The sequence below is a fragment of the Streptomyces sp. NBC_00513 genome (genome assembly GCF_041431415.1).
In the GTDB taxonomy this organism is placed as follows: Bacteria; Actinomycetota; Actinomycetes; order Streptomycetales; family Streptomycetaceae; genus Streptomyces.
This window is the reverse complement of record NZ_CP107845.1, coordinates 7248304-7264490: the sequence shown is the minus strand read 5'-3', so window position 1 is coordinate 7264490 and position 16187 is coordinate 7248304. Positions and strand designations below refer to the sequence as shown.

Annotated in this window: 12 protein-coding genes; 1 reads left to right on the top strand and 11 read right to left on the bottom strand. The window is 74.2% G+C overall.

Features of this window, described 5'->3' with window-relative positions; genetic code table 11:
- Positions 1–57: 57 nt before the first annotated feature.
- From OHA84_RS32650 to OHA84_RS32620, 7 genes are all read right to left on the bottom strand, one after another.
- Positions 58–690 carry a hypothetical protein gene (locus OHA84_RS32650; protein WP_266968327.1) on the bottom strand — a complete coding sequence of 211 codons (633 nt, stop codon included), beginning with the start codon at positions 688–690 and terminating at the stop codon, positions 58–60.
- A gap of 120 nt (positions 691–810) precedes the next feature.
- Positions 811–1893, bottom strand: coding sequence for a polyprenyl synthetase family protein (locus OHA84_RS32645; protein ID WP_266968328.1), 1083 nt, complete (start codon positions 1891–1893; stop codon positions 811–813).
- A 120-nt stretch (positions 1894–2013) separates the two neighbouring features.
- Positions 2014–2823, bottom strand: coding sequence for an anti-sigma factor (locus tag OHA84_RS32640; RefSeq protein ID WP_266968329.1), 810 nt, complete (start codon positions 2821–2823; stop codon positions 2014–2016).
- Positions 2820–3428: an ECF RNA polymerase sigma factor SigK gene (sigK, locus tag OHA84_RS32635; protein ID WP_266952872.1), complete on the bottom strand. Its 609-nt coding sequence runs from the start codon at positions 3426–3428 to the stop codon at positions 2820–2822. The genes OHA84_RS32640 and sigK overlap by 4 nt, the downstream gene beginning before the upstream one ends.
- A 144-nt stretch (positions 3429–3572) precedes the next feature.
- Positions 3573–4046, bottom strand: a complete 474-nt coding sequence (locus OHA84_RS32630) for a hypothetical protein (protein ID WP_266968330.1) — start codon at positions 4044–4046, stop codon at positions 3573–3575.
- Between the two features lie 97 nt (positions 4047–4143).
- Positions 4144–5991 (bottom strand): VanW family protein, encoded by a 1848-nt coding sequence (locus OHA84_RS32625; RefSeq protein WP_266968331.1) that lies wholly within the window; start codon positions 5989–5991, stop codon positions 4144–4146.
- Between the two features lie 280 nt (positions 5992–6271).
- A complete protein-coding gene (locus OHA84_RS32620; RefSeq protein ID WP_266968332.1) occupies positions 6272–7879 on the bottom strand; it encodes a phospholipase D-like domain-containing protein in 1608 nt (535 codons plus the stop codon).
- A 537-nt stretch (positions 7880–8416) separates the two neighbouring features.
- Here OHA84_RS32620 and OHA84_RS32615 point away from each other — a divergent pair.
- Positions 8417–8617 (top strand): hypothetical protein, encoded by a 201-nt coding sequence (locus OHA84_RS32615; protein ID WP_266952864.1) that lies wholly within the window; start codon positions 8417–8419, stop codon positions 8615–8617.
- A 286-nt stretch (positions 8618–8903) separates the two neighbouring features.
- On the opposite strand, the gene OHA84_RS32610 is transcribed toward OHA84_RS32615, so the two are convergent.
- Genes OHA84_RS32610 through OHA84_RS32595 form a run of 4 tightly spaced genes read right to left on the bottom strand, consistent with a single transcriptional unit; the run spans position 8904 to position 16187 of the window.
- Positions 8904–9611 (bottom strand): formyltransferase family protein, encoded by a 708-nt coding sequence (locus OHA84_RS32610; protein WP_266968333.1) that lies wholly within the window; start codon positions 9609–9611, stop codon positions 8904–8906.
- Positions 9608–12859, bottom strand: coding sequence for a non-ribosomal peptide synthetase (locus tag OHA84_RS32605; protein WP_266968334.1), 3252 nt, complete (start codon positions 12857–12859; stop codon positions 9608–9610). Before OHA84_RS32605 ends, OHA84_RS32610 begins: the two co-directional genes overlap by 4 nt.
- A complete protein-coding gene (locus OHA84_RS32600) occupies positions 12856–14175 on the bottom strand; it encodes an NAD(P)-dependent oxidoreductase (protein ID WP_266968335.1) in 1320 nt (439 codons plus the stop codon). The genes OHA84_RS32605 and OHA84_RS32600 overlap by 4 nt, the downstream gene beginning before the upstream one ends.
- The gene (locus tag OHA84_RS32595; protein WP_266968336.1) at positions 14160–16187 is read right to left on the bottom strand and encodes a fatty acid CoA ligase family protein; all 2028 of its coding nucleotides are present in this window, start codon (positions 16185–16187) and stop codon (positions 14160–14162) included. Before OHA84_RS32595 ends, OHA84_RS32600 begins: the two co-directional genes overlap by 16 nt.

The window sequence follows — 16187 nt, the reverse complement described above, 5'->3', positions numbered from 1 at the left end:
GCGGCGGCGCCGGCGACGGCGCGCCCGGAAAGCCATTGGGGTGACGGGCGGGGCGTCTCACGCGGGGCGGCGGCCCGCCCGCAGGATGTACACGCTGACGAGCAGGGACCAGGCCGGGAAGACCATCTCGAACCACGGCACAGTGGAGCCGAACACCAGCAGGAGCAGGCCGACGACGTAGCCGAGGAGAGTCAGCGGGCGCGGGAACACCCCGAGCTTGCGCCCCATGGTCGAGGTGGCGAAGACGAAGACGGCGGCCATCCGCATCGCGTACGTCGTGAGCAGGGTGTACGCGAAGTGCCGGCCGAAGTCCTGGGGCTGGGTGGCTTCCAGTACCGTCCCGGCGGCCGCGGCGGCCCCGAACAGCGAGGCGACGAAGACCAGGCCGCTGCCCAGGAAGGCGGTGGCGACGAACCGGTCCTCGGAATCGCCGGTGTGCGCGCGCAGGGCGCCCATGAACCAGAGGAAGGCGATGCCGGCGAACGGCACGAGTTCCACCGCCGTGGTGATGGCGCTCCGTTGGCCCGAGGTGACGGCGATGGCCGCCCCGCCGGCCCCGCCGGGCAGGGCGGTCCGGGCGAGCACGATCGCCGTCGCCAGCAGCAGGGCGAAGACGATCCCCGCCACGCCCGCGGCGCGCGGGGTGCTCAGGCTCTGTGTCGGGCTCGTGCCCGGTGGACCCGTTCTCATGGATCCAGCAAGCCGGGCCCGGGCCCGGTGTGCCAGCGGGGCCGGGCGGTCGGGTGATGGGAGGGGACCCGGGGCGGTCGGGCCGGCGCCGCCGGATGGACGGACGGACGGGGGCGGGGGTCAGCCCGTCCGGTCCATGCTCCACATCGGCAGGGTGCGGAAGAAGGCGACGGCTTCCGGTCGCCAGTACTCCTCCCAGCAGGCGGCCTCGGCCGCGGCGGCCCGCGCGTGGGAACGCATCTCGTCGCGCAGCCACCGGTCGGCGCCGGTGCGACGTGCGAGGTCCCGGATCCGGCCGATCGTGGCGTCGGTGCAGTGCGGGTCGCCGAGCGCGGCCTCCACGAGGGCCGCCTCGGAGCCGGTCGCGTGGGCCAGTACGGCGGCGACCGCGTAGGTGCGCCGGCCGGAGCGGAGGTCGGCCCCCGTCGACTTGCCGACGCGTGCGTCGTCGCCGAACAGGTCGCGGTGGTCGTCGCGCATCTGCTCACCGATCCCCACCAGGCGTGCGTAACGGTGCAGCCGTTCGTGGTGCGGCGCCGGGTCCTCGCCCGCGGCCAGCAGCCCCATGGTCAACGGCGCCAGGAGGGAGTAGCGGGCGCTCTTGAAGTCGGTGACGGTGTGCAGGAACTCCTCGTCGGGCCGCGCGTGGGTGTCCCGCTCCAGGTCCACGATCTGTCCCACGACCGTCTCGGCGGCGGTCCGCAGGTGTACGCCCAGGAGGCTCTGGCGGAGTTCGGCGGGGACGTCGGCCTCCAGCAGGACCTGCATGGAGAGGAACGCCGCGAGGTCCCCGGCGAGCACGGCCAGGCCGAGGGCGGTGGGGGCGTGGTCGGGGAACTCGTCGCGGTAGGCCTGGTGGGTCGAGGGACCGCCGCGACGCAGCGGCGCTTCGTCGATGATGTCGTCGTGGACGAGTCCGTGGGTCTGCAACAGTTCGATGCTCAGCGCGGCCTCCGTCAGGCCCGGCACCTCGTCGGTGGTGACCAGCCGGGCCGCCTCGTGGAGGAGCACGACGCGCAGGCGCTTGCCACCACGCAGGGACAGGTCCCTCAGGAGTTCCAGGCAGCGGGGGGTGAAGCGGCTCATCGGCGGGGTGTCGAGCCGTTCGCCGAGGGTGTCGAAGTAGCGCGCGAAGTGCGCGTCGAACCGGCTGCGGTGTCCGGATGTCCGTTCCAGGATGGTGGCGGTGGCCGTGGCGTCCATGAAGATCAGTATCGGGTGTCGCGGACGCCCCGGGCGGCGGGCGACGGGCTGTCCGGCTCTCAGGCTCCCCAGACCCCGGACCCCTCAGACCTCTCAGGCGCCTCAGGCCCCTCAGGCCCCTCAGGCGGGGATGTCGATCACACCGACCGGTGCGGTGGTCGGTCCCACGGAACCGCCGGCCGATTCGACCGTGACGCCGACGGAGGTGGCCTGGTCGACGGGCCCGTCGAGGAGTTTGACGTGCCAGTTGCCACCGCCCCGCAGGGTGCCGGCCGCGCGGGTGGTGCCCGCGTCGTCGTACCAGAGCTTGTACACCTGGCCATCGGGGAGTTTCGGCAGCCCCGAGGCGATGAAGGCGGCTCTGCTCTCGCTGCGGGAGACGATCACACAGCCGGTGGCGCCGTCCTCGAACCGGGCGGCGCTGACCTTCGCGTCGGGGGCCGCGAGCACGTCGGCGAGTTCCGCGACGGGGCCGGTGCGGCGGGTGGACTCGATCAGGCTGCTCCGTGCCTGCTCGGCCTCCTGGTGCTGCCACAGGGCGATGCCTCCGAAGGCGACCGCCGCGGCCAGACACGCCGCGAGGATCCAGCGTCCGCGTCGCCCCGGGCGGGCTCCGGAGCGGTTGCCGGTCCGGGCGGCGCCCGGGGCGTGCGGGGCGACGGGTGCCGGGGGCGGCACCACGACCGGTGGCAGGGCGGGCTCCTGGGGGGTGACCGCGATGCGTTGAAGGACAGTGCGGCGCAGGTCGGCGGGGGGCGACATCGGGGGTGTGCCGCTCAGGTCGGCGACGACGGGGGTGAGCGTGGCCGCTTCGCGGCGGCAGGACACGCAGCCGGCCAGGTGTCGTGCGAAGGCCGCTTCCTCGTCGGGCGGCATGGCGTGCAGCAGGTACGCGCCGAGCGGGGCGTGAGGGTCGGGCGCGATGCTCATCGGGATGCCTCCAGACAGTCGCGCAGCCGGTGCAGTCCGTCGCGGAGCCTCGACTTGACCGTGCCCTCGGGGGACTCCAACGAGCGGGCCACCTCCCGGTAGGTCATCCCCTCGTAGAAGGCCATCCGCACCGCCTCCCGCTGGGGGGCGGTCAGGCCGTCCAGACAGCGCCGTACCTGCCGGTACTCCTCCCTGCCCTCGACCTCGTCCGCCACCTCGTCGAAGGCCGGCATCCGGTCGAGGAGGGCCGCCTTCTCCTCGCGCGCGCCACGTGCCTGCGCGGACCGTACGCGGTCCACGGCCCGGCGGTGGGCCAGCACCATCACCCAGGCCTTCGCGGTGCCGAGTTCCGGGCGGAACCGGCCGGCGGTGCGCCACACCTCGATCATCACCTCCTGGGTCACCTCCGCCGCCTGGTCCTCGTCCCGCAGGACCCGGCAGACCAGCCCCATCACGGGGCCGCACATGGCGTCGTAAAGGGGGGCGAAGGCCTCTCCGTCGCCCTGGGCCACCCGCAGGAGCAGCTCGTCCGGCCCGTCGGCCGGGCCGTCGCTCACCTCGTCCGGGCTTTGCGCCCTTTCGGTCCTGTCCGTCCTGTCCGCCATCAGAAGTCCCGTGCTCCTTCCGGTGCACCGGCTTCCGATCCCATCACCGTTGGGGACCGGGCGCATCCGGAGGGCCGGGGAAAGAGAGCGACGAGGGCCCGCGGTGCGGGCCCTCGTCAACCATCCGTCGTGCGGGAGAAGCAACTACCAGCGGTGCTTGTACGAGCAGTCCCAGTGCCCCTTGACCCAGTCCTTGTCCCAGTGGCCGGGGACGTACTCCCACTTCCAGTGGCCCTGGCCGCCACGCCGGGAGTCACCGTGGTCCTGGTTCTGACCCTGGCCTCGGTCCCGGTCGCGGTCCCACTTGCCGTTCCCGTTCCCGTTCCCGTTGCCGTTGCCGTTCCAGTTGTCGTGTCCGTTGCCGTTCCCGTTGTCGTGCTTCCAGTGGTCCTTGACCCAGCGCTTCTCCCAGTGGCCCTTGACCCACCGCTTCTCCCAGTGGGCCTTCTTCCACTCGCACTGCTTGCCGCGGTCCCCGGTGACGGAGGCCGCGACGGTCTGAGTCGCGGCCGGCGCGGCCATCGCGGGGGCCGCGGCTCCCAGCGCCGCGCCGCCTACGAGTACGCCGGTCGAGGCCGCGGCCACCGCCATGTGTCTGACACGGATGGGAACGGACATGGATCCCACCTCCTCGCCCTCACCCCAGTGAGAGCAGTGAGTGATGTGACACAAGTAATTCGATGCAGCCGGTGGGTCTGGATGGGACGAGTTCGCGTCAGGTTCCGCGCGGCCCGTTCGTTGCGGAGGACGCGTTCGCCTGTCCGGCGGCCTGAGCCGCCGGGGCGGAGGAGCCCGCCGGTGTCGTCGGCGCGGTCGGCGCACCCGAGGGGGCGGGGGTCTGCGGGGTGCAGGTCACCTCGTCGCGCGGGGTGTAGTGCGTCTTGTACGTCTCCCGCTTGGCCTCCTGGCCGCCCTTCACGAAGACGCGGTCGACGGCGACGTCGAAGCCCTCCAGCGGGGTCTGCACCTCACAGGTGGGGCCGGAGCCGGTGCGCTCGCCCGGCGGAGTGATCGCGGTGCGCGGGCCCTGGGTGGCGCGTATCTCGTCGTACTTCTTCGTGCCGAGGAAGCTGATGGTCAGGGAGGTGTCGGTGGACTGGGCCTTGATGTAGATCGCGTGGCCGGAGTCGTTCTTCCAGCGCAGGTCGAGCGTGCCCCAGGCGACGGTGGCCTCGCGGCCCTCGGGGTAGCGCTCGATGTAGAAGGAGTGGGCGCCGTGCTCCAGCGGCTTCACGCCGGCGAAGAACAGGGCGTTGTACATGGTCGTGGCGACGGCCGAGACGCCGCCGCCGGGCGACTTCACGTACTGGCCGTCATTGATCATGATCCCGTCGACGAACCCGTTCTCCTTGGTGCGTTCGCCGACCGTCTTGTTGAAGCTCCAGGTCTCGCCGGGCATGACGACGGAGCCGTTGATCAGCTGCACGGCCCGGCCGATGTTCGTGGTGCGGTAGGGCGCGGCCGGGAAGTTCACGGTGAAGGAGGACATCTTCTCCTTGATCCCGAGGCGCTGCGCGTCCTCGGCCGTCAGGGCCGGGTGGATCGGCGTCCCGCTGAGCTCGGCGGTGCGGGCGGCGGCGCCGGTGCGGGTCAGCAGCGGTTCGACGGCCGCGCCGAGGGCCTTGTCCGTGACCTTGGTCCCGCGGCGTCCGTCGGACGCGAGGACCGCCCGGTCGGAGGAGTCGAGCCGGAAGGTGGCGTTGCGCGGCTCCGGGGTGGCGGCGTCCACCTGGCGGGCGACCGCGGGGTCGGCCAGCAGGGACTTGGCGTCGAGCCGGGGCTTGAGGCGGCCCTGGCCGTCGGCCGCGACGTCCAGGTGGCTGCCGAGCACGGCCGGGGATATGGATATCGGCCTGCCGGCGAGGTTGAGCGTGACCGGGCCGGACATCGCGGGCGCGGCGAACTCGCGCACCGCGCGATCGGTCTCCTGGCGCCCTATGGCCGGGTCCGTCCGGTCGACGGGGAGGACGACGGGACCGGTGCGCGGGTTCAGGTAGGCGGCGCGGACGGTCTGCGCCACACCCTCGGTGCGCAGCGCGACGCCGGTGACGGGCTGGGTGATCCGCGGCTTGCCGTCGCTGAAGGCGATGTCGCCGTCGCGTACCTCGCGGTCCCCGGCGGCGAGCCGGTCGACCGCGGCGGCGCTCTTGGCGTCGTCCATGCGGGTCACGGGCTCGACGGCGCGCTCGCGGGTCGGGGCGAAGAGTCGCCCGATGACGGTGAACGGGTCGGACCCGGTGTTCGCGGCCTGGTCGACGGTGGCCTTGGCATCGAGCGACAGACCGAAGGAGGCGGGGGCGATCCGCTCCGTCCGGTCACCGATCCGCAGCTCCAGGGGGGCGGTCGCGGCCCGGCCGAGCGTGCGGTCCAGGGCCTCGGTGGCCTCCGTGCGGCTCATTCCGCCGATGTCGACACCGTTGACGTGCGTGCCGTCGGCGACGGCGTCTCCGGTCACGACCAGGGCGGTGGCGTAGAGGCCGCCGAAACCGAGTACGGCGGCCCCGCCCGCCAAGGTCAGGGCGATCCGCAGGTTGCGGGGCGTCCGGCGGTTGTCACGTCGCATGTCTCTCCCGGTGGCGGTGGTTCTGGTGAGCGGTGGTTCTGGTACGTCGAAGGGGCGCCTGGCACCCCACCCGAGAACCTGAAACGCGCCAGACCAGTGACCAGCATGAAGGAGATACCTGCCATATCGCGCAAAATGTGCCCGTTCTCACGCTGCCGGACCGCTTGGTCCGGCGGGCGCGGCAGCCCTGCGGGACCGGCACGGACGGCCGTCCGCGCGGGGTGCGCGGGCGGCCGTCCGCAGGGCCTGATTCCGGTGAGAGCAGCAGGTCAGGAGCAGGTCAGGAGGGGCAGACGCCCCGCTCGTAGTCGACGGTGGCGGTCTGCTTGGAGTACTGCCACTGCGGGCTGAGGAGCTGGTCGGTGAGCTGGCGGGCGGCCGCGGGGCTCTCGATGACGTACCCGAAGTCCTGGAGCCACGCCGGGTAGAGGTTCTTCGATCCGATGTAGAAGGCGGCGTCGTCCACGGAGATCAGCTTGTGGTGCTGGGCGTAGGGGCGACCGTCCGCCCAGGTCGCGCCGGGGGCGGCGCGGAACGTGGCGAGCTGGAGGTTCGAGCACATCGCCGTGCGGGCGGCGGTGCGGTCCCCGGTGACCAGGGCGAGTCGGTCACGGAGCGTGTCGCTGATCTCGGAGAGGGACTTGATCTGCGAGTAGCCGCCGCTGCCCACGGCGCCCCGGTTGGCGGGGTCGCTGACCACGATGCGCACCTTCACCCCGGCGGCCAGTTTGGCGGCGAGGGCGTCGTAGACGCGGATGTCGTAGCGGGGCAGGGGCGGGCAGGTCGCGTTGAGGTCCTGCTGGGAGATCTCGATGTGCCGGTTCGCACCGGAGATGAGCGCCCGCAGCGCGCTCTCCTCCGGGTTGACCGTGTCGTAGTCGCGGTCGGCGTTGGTGTTGTCGTGGAGTCCGACGACGCACTTGGTGTCGGGGGCGGTCGGCAGCTGGGGCCGGAACGTCGAGGTGGGGTCGTTGCGCATGATGCCGACGCCGAGCCCGCCGACGGCGAGGGCCGGTACGTCACCCTGGGGCGCGGGCGCCGCGTCCGGCTTCGGCAGCGACGGCAGGCAGGCGGCTCCGTTGGAGGAGGCGAACCAGACGCTGGAGATGTTGCCCTTGTTCTGACAGGTCCAGGACCAGAGCTCGTCCAGGTAGCGACCGGCGGAGGCGGCGGCCGGCCCCTTCAGGGCGAGGTCGACGTCGGCCACCGGGTGCGCCGTCTCCAGGTAGTCGTCCTTCCAGCTGTTGATCCCACCCGTGACGACCGACTGGCCGTCCACCAGCAGGATCTTGGAGTGGTTCCAGGAGAAGGCGGTCTTGGAGGTCGTCATGGAAGCGACGTTGAGGTCGACGTTCCGCGCGTCCTCGCCGAGTCGGGCGACGAGTTCGTCCCGGTACTTCGACGGCACCACGTTGAGGTGGTAGATCGGGGCGGCGCCGACGAGGACGCGCACCTTCAGCTTGTTGCCCCGCGCGGCCGACGCCTTCAGACCGGAGACGAGGGCGTCCTGGAAGGCTCCGTTGGGGAAGGGGGCCAGGGTCGATATGTCGACGGTCTGCTTCGCCTGGGCGACGTTCTCGGTCATCTTCGCGAGCAGGCGTTCGGTACCGGGCCGCCGCGCACAGCCGGCGTCGCCCCAGCAGCCGGGGGTCTGCAGCAGCCAGTCACTCCCGCCGGGCGTCGAGGCGTCGAGGGCGTTGCCGTCCGTGCGCTCCCACACACGCCCTTCCAGTCCGGGTGAGACCCGCCGGAGTTCCTGCTCGATCCCGTCGAGGTGCGGTGTGCCGGCGGCTGCGGCCGGCGCGGCGGGCAGGAGTACGAGGAGCGCGGCCGCGACGGCGGCCCGGGGAGCGAGGCGGGTGGGCCGCGCAGGCGTGGGGCGGAGCAATGTGGGTTCCTTGCGAGAGGGGTGGCCGTCACCGCGCCCGACCACGACGGGTCCCGACGGGGCGACTGGCAAGATCAACTCGCGGACGCTATCAGTCCGATAGGCACCGCATTGGGCGCCGGATATCGGATTCAGCCACGGGCCACACGTCGTGTTTGTGACACTGTGTCCGCGTTCCTCCGTACCGCTCCGCCCTTGTCCGCCCGCGCGCGGCCCGGCTCTTCAGACCCCGCCCCTCAGCCGCCGCGCGGGCTCGGATCGCCCCGAACACGACAACGGCCGAACGCGCTCGGGGGCGCCGGCCCCCTCCCCCCGCGCACCGGCTCCCCCGCCCCGGGTACCGACGGCCGACCGTCCTCACGGGCGCGCCGGGGGCCGCCGTCGGTGCGCCGCTCCCGTACGGAGAGGGGAACCTTGTCCGCATTCCGCCTGCCCGGCGGTCGGTTCGCCCCCCTGGGTGCGCCCGGGACCCGGGCGCGCATCGACCCGGCGGGAGGACGAGCGTGTCCCGGCGGACCGGCCCTCGTTTGGCCCGGCATGACCATCGCCGGCCGCATGGCCCTCACCGCCGCCCTGTCCGTCGCCGCCCTCGGCCTTGGCCTGGGCGCCGCCCACGCCGACACCCCACCCGCGTCGCTCACCGCGCCATCCGCCCTGGACCCACTTCTGACCAGCGGTGACCTGGGCCAGACCGCCAACGAGCTCGGCGGACAGCTCGCCGAGAGCCTCAACGACTGACGTTCGGGTCCTGCCCTCGGGCTCCGGCCCGGGTAATGAGGCTCGGACTCCGGCCCGGGGGAACCGACGCTCGGCTCCGGCCCGGGGTACCGACGCTCGGATCCTGCGACTCGGATTCCGTCGCTCGGTTCCTGCCGCTCGACGCCCTTCCCGGGACCGCCCGCGTCGCACCGAGGACCCGCGTTCGCCCGCGTACCCACGCGCCCCGCGTACCCACGCACCCACGCACCCACGCACCGTACGAACCGCATCGGCATTTCGCGGATCGTACGGTGCGTGCGGACCGCTACGCCTGCGGCGCCACCGGGTCCCAGCCATCGCCTCTCAAGGCCGCCACGGCGTGGGCCAACTCCGGTGCGTGCACGGCGAACGGCCCCAGGTCCGTGGCCCGGGCGAACGCCGGGTGGTCCCGGTACTCCGACAACCGGTCCAGTGCGCGCAGGCCGTTGTAGCTCTCCGGTCCGTACGGTCGCACGGTCCCCACGGGCAGGTCCGCTCCGTCGACGACGGCCGCGAGCGTCTCCTCGAAGAGGGCTTGGCAGGCCCGGATCCCCCGCAGCATCACCTGGTGGTGGCGGTCGTCGGGGCCGATCGGGAAGCGCCGGTCCGCCAGGACCCGTCCGGTGTCTATGCCCGCGTCGACCTCGTGCAGCGTGGCGCCGTACTCGCTGTCGCCGCGCAGCAGCGCGAACAGGAGCGCCACCGAGGGCAGACCCCGGTGGCGTGGGAGGAGGCCGTTGTGGATGTTGAGGATGCGCAGGCCCAGGGAGAGGACGGGTGCGCGGAGGATCCGACGGTTGTTCAGGGACCAGACGATCCCGTCCGTGGAGGCCCCCGCAAGGTCCGCGGCCCGTGTGTTGACGTCGGCGGCGAGGTGCGGGGCGCCCGCGGCGTCCCGCGGGTCCTCGCAGCAGACGAGGTCGACGGCGTGCCCCCGCGCGGCGGCGTGGGTGACGGCTCGTCGCACCAGGGCTCCGTCACCTATGAAGATCACGCGGGGACCTCTTTCCGGGCGGCTTCCACGTGGGCGCAGACGTGGTCGAGGGTGACGTCTCGGACGAGGGATTCGAGGCGGCTCATGAACCAGCGCCCCTGGGCCTCGGTGAGCAGGTCCGAGGAGACGGCGTCGAGCATCTCGACGAGGGCCAGCGAGTCGCCGCCCAGGAGCCGGAACTCCGCGCCCTCCGTGAGAACCCCCGCGTCCACCCCGAGGACCCCCGCCCAGTGACGGGCGACCCGGTCCCGGAGCGCTGTCGGGCCCGCCGTCGCGGGGTCCCCCTCCGGCCCGCCCGCCCCGAAGGGGTCGGGCAGCGCGTCGAGGTCAGCCTTGCCGCTGACCGTGCGGGGAATGTCGGCGACCGTCGTGATCCTCGCCGGGACCAAATGGGCGGGAAGCCGCCGGGCCAGCTCGGCGCGCAGCACCGCTGCCAGGTCCGGGGGACCGGCACCCAGGGCATCCGGGGCCGTCGCGGCCACCGGCTCCTCCGGGGTCGACGGCACCACGTACGCGCACAGCACCGGCGTGGTCGTGCCGGGGCGGCTGCGCGCGGCCACGACGGCGCGGCTCACCGCGGGGTGCGCCTCCAGCGCGGCGACGACCTCGGCGGGTTCCACCCGGTGTCCGGCGATCTTGAGCTGGCCGTCGGCGCGCCCCGCGAACTCGACCGCCCCGCCCGGCAGCCGGCGCCCGAGGTCGCCCGTGCGGTAGAAGCGCACGCCGTCGGGGCGGGTGCCGAACGCGGAGGACGTCCCGTCGGGAGGACCGAGGTAGCCGCGGGACACCTGGAGGCCGCTGACGACGATCTCACCGGTCCGGCCGAGGTCCTCCTCCCCCGCACCGATCACCCGGCCGCCCTCGGTCAGCAACTCGACGCGGGTCGCGGAACCGGCGGTACCGAGCGGGATGGTGGCCGTCGTCTCACTGCCGTCCACGACGTGCGCGAGGCAGGCCACGGTGGCCTCGGTGGGCCCGTAGCCGTTGACGATCCGGCAGTCCGGGCCGAAGGCGGCCCGGGCCGAGCGGACGGCGGCGGGCGTCAGCGGCTCGCCGCCGAGCAGCAGGGTGCGTACGACCGCCCGGTCCCCGAAGAGCGCGAGGTGCGAGGGGGTGAGCGCGAGGGTGTCGGCGCGGTGGTCGTGCAGGAGACGGCGCAGCGTGGCCCGGGAGGGGGCCTTGGGGGCCAGCACGGTGGTCGCGCCGGCGGCCGGCGGCAGGAACAAGGCGAAACAGGAGATGTCGAAGGCGTAGGAGGAGGCGAACCCGAAGCGGGTGTCCTCGTCGACCCGACAGACGTCGGTCATCCACCGGACGAACCCCGTCAGGCCGCCGTGCTCGATCCGCACCCCCTTGGGACGCCCGGAAGAACCGGATGTGTGCATGACGTACGCCAGGTCCCCGGGCCCGGGGGCCGGGGGCAGTTCTCCGACCGCCGTGTCGGGGGCGTCGAGGACGTCCTCGGTCTGGATCAGCGGGCACGGTACGGACACCGTGAGCGCGTCGGCGAGGTGGCGCTGGGTCAGGCACAGCCGGGCGCCGCACTCCTGGAGGACTTCCTTGATCCGCTCGCCGGGGTGGGCGGGGTCGAGGGGCACGTAGGCGGCGCCCGCCTTCAGGATGCCCCAGAGGGCGGTGACGCCCGCCGGCGACCGGTCCACGATCAGCCCGACGAGGTCCTCGCGGACAACGCCGCGGCCTGCCAGTTCGCGGGCGACGACGTCGGAGCGGCGATCGAGCTCCGCGTACGTGACCTCCCCCTCGGGCCCGTCGAGGGCGACCGCTTGGGGTGTACGGGCCGCCTGCGCGCGGAGCAGGTCGACCACGGTGGTCCCGGTGGTGACCGGGACCGGCCGGGGCGCGGTGGTGGGGAACGGGGCTGACGGGGCTGACGGGGCTGACGGGGCTGACGGGGCTGACGGGGCTGACGGGGGCAGGGTGGTGGGAGACGGGACGGTCGGGGACGGGACGGTCGGGGACGGGACGCCGGGAGGCGGGACGGTCGGGGACGGCTCGGGCGTGGGTGCGAGGCGGGCCAGGGCCCGGTCCAGGAAGCGTTCCGCGCGATCCGCGAGATCGGGGCCGCCCCGTACCCCCATCGTCAGCTCGGTCCCCGCGGGGGTCTCGGCCGCGACCAACGAGACGGGTACCAGGGGCGCGTGGACGGGCAGGGCATAGACCGTGGTGGCCGTGAAGCCCCCTCCGCCGTAGTCCTCCGGGGCCAGTCGGCCCAGGTGGGACACGACGGCCGAGGCGAGGTGGCGGTCGGCGCGGCCGGTGGCTGCCTGGCCGGCGCGCAGCAACAGGGCGGACGCGGCGAGGGGCAGCGGGGCGAGGGCCGACTCGAAGCCGGAGGCGAGTTCACGGCCTTCGGCGAGGGCCCGCAGCAGGGTGAGGTGCGGGCCGGTCCAGTCGTCGCCGGGGCTCAGGTCGAGGAAGAGCGGCAGCGTCAGGTTGCCGGTGGCCGTGACGCCGGGGCGGTGACGGCGCAGGTCGACCGGGACCATGATCCGACCGGGCCGGCCCGAGGCGTCGGTGACGGCCTGGGCGAGGCGGGCCGTGAGGGCAGAGTGGTGTCCGGGCAGGGTCCTGCGCAGCCACAGGGTCCGCGAGGGGCCTGCCGGGGCCCGGCCGAGGGGTGAGGGCCGGTCGGGCGGCAGCGTGGGGCGGCGTTCGCCGGCGCCGAGCCGGCGCAGCAGTGCCCGGTCGGTGTCGGGTCCCAGGGCGGGTCGCGCCGGGTCCCCGCGCAGCGCGCGGAAGACCTCGCGTACCCAGATCAGGGCGCCGTGGCCATCCATCAGGGCGTGCGAGACGCTGAACACCAGCGTGGTGCGGGCGCCAGGCGGCGCGCCCTCGTCGGCGGCGGACGGGGCGGCCCGACCGGGCACCACCAGCACCTCGCAGCCGGGTGGGTCGGTCCGCCGCGCGGGGCCGTACAGCAGGGCGGCCGTGTCCGGCGTCGAGACGTCGAAGGCCGTGGCGGAGCGGGCGTCGGCGTACCGGACGCGGGGCAACGGCCCGTCGGCGTGCCACAGCGGGCCCCGCCGGGCCAGCCGCGAGCCGGGGACGGCCTCGGCGGCCCGGGCCACCGCCGCCCGGAGACGGTCGGGGGCGGGCACGCCCTCGCCTTCGACGAGGATGCGCAGCGCCATGGCGCCTCGGGCGTGCTCGGCGGCGAGGTAGAGCCGCTCGGTGGGCGAGACCGGGCGCCGGTAGCGGTGGGCGGGGGTGGGTCGGGGACGGTTCATCGCGGGGTGCCTCCTCGCTCGGAACGGGCGGGTGCGGTGCCGGAGGGGCCCGGCGGCGGGGACACGGGCCCTCCCGCGGACCCGGACGCCCGCACGGGCCGGGGTACGTCTGCGCCGGACGGCTCGGGTGCGGAGCGGGGCACGGGTTGATCGGCGTGCACGGGTCCCGGCGACAGTGCGCCGGGCCGCACGGGTGCGGAGCGGGGTCCGGGCCCGGACGGGGGTTCGGTGTCCGGGCCGGGCGGGCGTCCGCGGGGCGGTGTGGCGCCGGGGCGGGTCCACGCGTCGACCCCGCCGATGTCCTCCACCCACCGCACCAGTTCGCGGACGCCCTCCGCCTGGTCACGCGGCGCCTCGTGGCCGAGGTCGCGTCGGGCCGCACCGGTGTCGTACGTCGTGGATCGGGTGAGCAGCGCCATCATGTAGCGGCTCATCGGCGGTGTGGTCCCCTCGGAACCGGGCCGCAGCCGCCACAGCGCTTCCACGGCGCCGGCGAGCGCGCGGCCGACCGGCAGCGGGATCCTCGGTCCGGGCGGTGCGCAGTCGAGGAGCCGGCCGACCTCGGTGAGGAAGGCCCACAGGTCGGTCCGCTCCCGGTCGGCGACGAAGTACGCCCGGCCGCCGACGCGTTCGCTCGGTGCCGTGGCCGCCCGCAGGCAGGCGGCGACGGCGTTGTCGCTGTGGCACAGCGAGACCAGGACCCGCTTGCCGCCCGACAGGTCGGGCAGCCGGCCCGCGTGCATCGCGCCGATCATGCGGGGCAGGAAGCCGGCGTGGTCGCGCGGCCCCCAGATGCCGCGCGGGCGCAGGGCGACGGTGGTGAACCGTTCGGTGTGGGCCGCCAGTACGTCCTGTTCGGCGCGGGCCTTGGTCTCGCAGTACAAGTTGAAGAAGCGGTCCGGGTAGGGCGTGGACTCGTCGATGTCGAGGCGGTCGCCCTCGCGGATCCGCATCAGCGCGCTGGGGCTGGAGACGAACACGAACCGGCCGGCGCCGGCGGCCCGGGCCGCGTCCATGAGCCGGCGGGTGCCGGCGACGTTCGCCTCGTGGAACTGTGCGCGGCTGCCGTGGTCGACGACCCGGGCGGCGCTGTGCAGCACCGTGTCGCGGTCCGCGGCGGCGGCGCGCAGCGAGTCCTCGTCCGTCAGGTCGCCGACGGCGAGTTCGACACCGGGCAGGGAGCCGAGCCGTGCGGTGTCGCCGCCCTCGCGGACCAGGGCGCGTACGTGGTGGCCCTCGCGCAGGCAGGCGTCGACGAGGTGGCCGCCGAGGAAGCCGGTGGCCCCGGTGATCAGGATGTTCACAGGGTCCGCCACCAGGTGGCGCCGTAGAGCATGGTGAGGGCGACGGCGGCCGCCCGCCCGTGTCCGGCCGCCCGGGCCCGGGGCAGGGCGAGGGGGATCTGCGCGGCGTGCACGCCGATGCTGAGGACGGCGTCGATCCACCACAGCCAGTGCAGGACGGGGGCGTCGGGCGCTGTGGCGGTGGCGGCCATGACCGCGCCGCCGAGGAGGTAGGCCCAGCCGGCGAGCGGGATCAGCTTCGGGGCGCCGGCGCGGGACCACGGGGGCGCCGGGGGCGCGAGACGGCGTTCGGCCCACCGGCCGAGCTCCTCGCGGCCGATCTTGGCGTTGTGCCGGATGTCCACGGGGAACCCGGCGTGGCGCAGGAACGGCGCGGGCGCCAGCTCCGGAACGTGGTGGGTGGCCGATGCGCGCAGCTCGACGACGAGGTCGCGCCAGGCGTCCGCGTCGAGGGGGGTCTCGGTCTCCACGCAGACGGCGGGCTGCTGCGCGCCCGCCGGGCCGATGCCGACGAGTGCGCTGCGACGGACCAGCGGGTGTGCGTTGAAGACGCCCTCGCAGAGCACGGTGTACAGGTCGTGTCCGGTGGCGCGCACGCGCTGCGCCGATCGTCCGCAGAACCACAGTCGACCACTGCCGTCGAGGTAGCCGAGGTCGCCGGTGCGATGCCAGACGCGGGGCGCGGGTCCGGCCCCGGCGATCGGGTGGAGGCCCGCGCGGGCCGGGTCCTCGGGCGCCGTCTCGGGCACTTTGTGGAGGGCGTCGGCCTGCGGGGCGGCGTGGTAGCGGGGGCTGACGGAGTCCCCGGCGACGAGGATCTCCCCGACGCGCCCCGGCTCCGGGTCCGACCCGGGGGCGAGGGCCGGCATCGGGCCGTCGGTGACGGGCGCGATCCGCAGGAGGGTGCCGGGTACGGGCCGGCCGACGCAGGTTCCGGCGCCGAGCGCGGCCCGGTCGGCGGTCTCGGCCAGGATCTCCTCGGACTCGATCGAGGTGATCGGGAGGGCCTCGGTGGCGCCGTAGGTGACGTGGATCCGGGCCTTCTCGTCCAGGACGTCGCGCAGTGCGGCGACGACGGACGGCGGCACGGGCGCCCCGCCGGACACCACGCAGCGCAGGTCGGGCAGGGGGTGGGGGCGGGTCGTGAGATGGTCCGCGAGGCGGCGCAGCAGGGCGGGCGAGGCGAACATCGTGTTGACGGCGAATCGTTCCAGCGCGTCGACGAGGAGTTCGGGATCGGCGTGCGCGACCTTCGCCGGCGCCAGCGGGGCGAGCACGATCGTGGACCCGTAGACCAGGTCGAGCATGCCGTAGAAGGGCAGGGTGACCAGGGAGACGTCGTCCCGGGTGCGTCCGTGCGCGTCCTCGATCCGACGGGCGATCGAGAGTGCCGTCCGGTGGGTGTACTCGACTCCCTTCGCGGGGCCGGTGCTTCCCGTGGTGAAGCCGATCATCAGCAGGTCGTCCCCGCCGACGGCGGGGGGCGCGGTGCGCGGGCCCGGGGCGGACCGCAGGCGCGCCAGGGTGTGACCGCCCCACAGCCGCCGGCGGCCGAGCGTGACCGGGATCCGCACGGCCTCGAAGGTGCGGCGGCCCAGGACGCGTACCAGGTGGGCGAGCGGCGGGCCGATGAAGGCCTCGGCGCCGACGGCCCGGTAGCAGTGGAGCATCCGGCGCGGGCCCATGCCGGGATCGACGACGACGGGGACGGCGCCGATCCGGAAGAGCGCGAAGACCAGCGCGAACAGCTCGGGTCCCGGCGGGGTCATCAGCACCGTCTTGGTACCCCGGCCGATGCCCGCGTGGGTCAGGCCGTGGGCGAGTCGCTCCACCTCCTGCTGCAACTCGCCGTAGTTCAGGGTGCGGTAGCGGGGGCGGCCGTCGGGTTCGCGGCCACCGTCGGGGTGGATGACGGCGGGCTTGTGCGGGAAGGCGCGGGCGTTGCCTTCCAGCCGGGCGGCGAGGCCCTCGGCGCCTGCCGCGGCCTCCCGGGTGTTCGTGCGTCGTGGGCTCGCGGTGGTCAC

Excerpts from the sequence above, each read along its gene's own strand:
- OHA84_RS32640 (WP_266968329.1), bottom strand. The coding sequence starts at position 2,823 with ATGAGCATCGCGCCCGACCCTCACGCCCCGCTCGGCGCGTACCTGCTG.
- OHA84_RS32625 (WP_266968331.1), bottom strand. The coding sequence starts at position 5,991 with ATGCGACGTGACAACCGCCGGACGCCCCGCAACCTGCGGATCGCCCTG.
- OHA84_RS32605 (WP_266968334.1), bottom strand. The coding sequence starts at position 12,859 with ATGAACCGTCCCCGACCCACCCCCGCCCACCGCTACCGGCGCCCGGTC.
- OHA84_RS32630 (WP_266968330.1), bottom strand. The coding sequence starts at position 4,046 with ATGTCCGTTCCCATCCGTGTCAGACACATGGCGGTGGCCGCGGCCTCG.
- OHA84_RS32645 (WP_266968328.1), bottom strand. The coding sequence starts at position 1,893 with ATGGACGCCACGGCCACCGCCACCATCCTGGAACGGACATCCGGACAC.
- OHA84_RS32615 (WP_266952864.1), top strand. The coding sequence starts at position 8,417 with ATGACCATCGCCGGCCGCATGGCCCTCACCGCCGCCCTGTCCGTCGCC.
- OHA84_RS32650 (WP_266968327.1), bottom strand. The coding sequence starts at position 690 with ATGAGAACGGGTCCACCGGGCACGAGCCCGACACAGAGCCTGAGCACC.
- sigK (WP_266952872.1), bottom strand. The coding sequence starts at position 3,428 with ATGGCGGACAGGACGGACAGGACCGAAAGGGCGCAAAGCCCGGACGAG.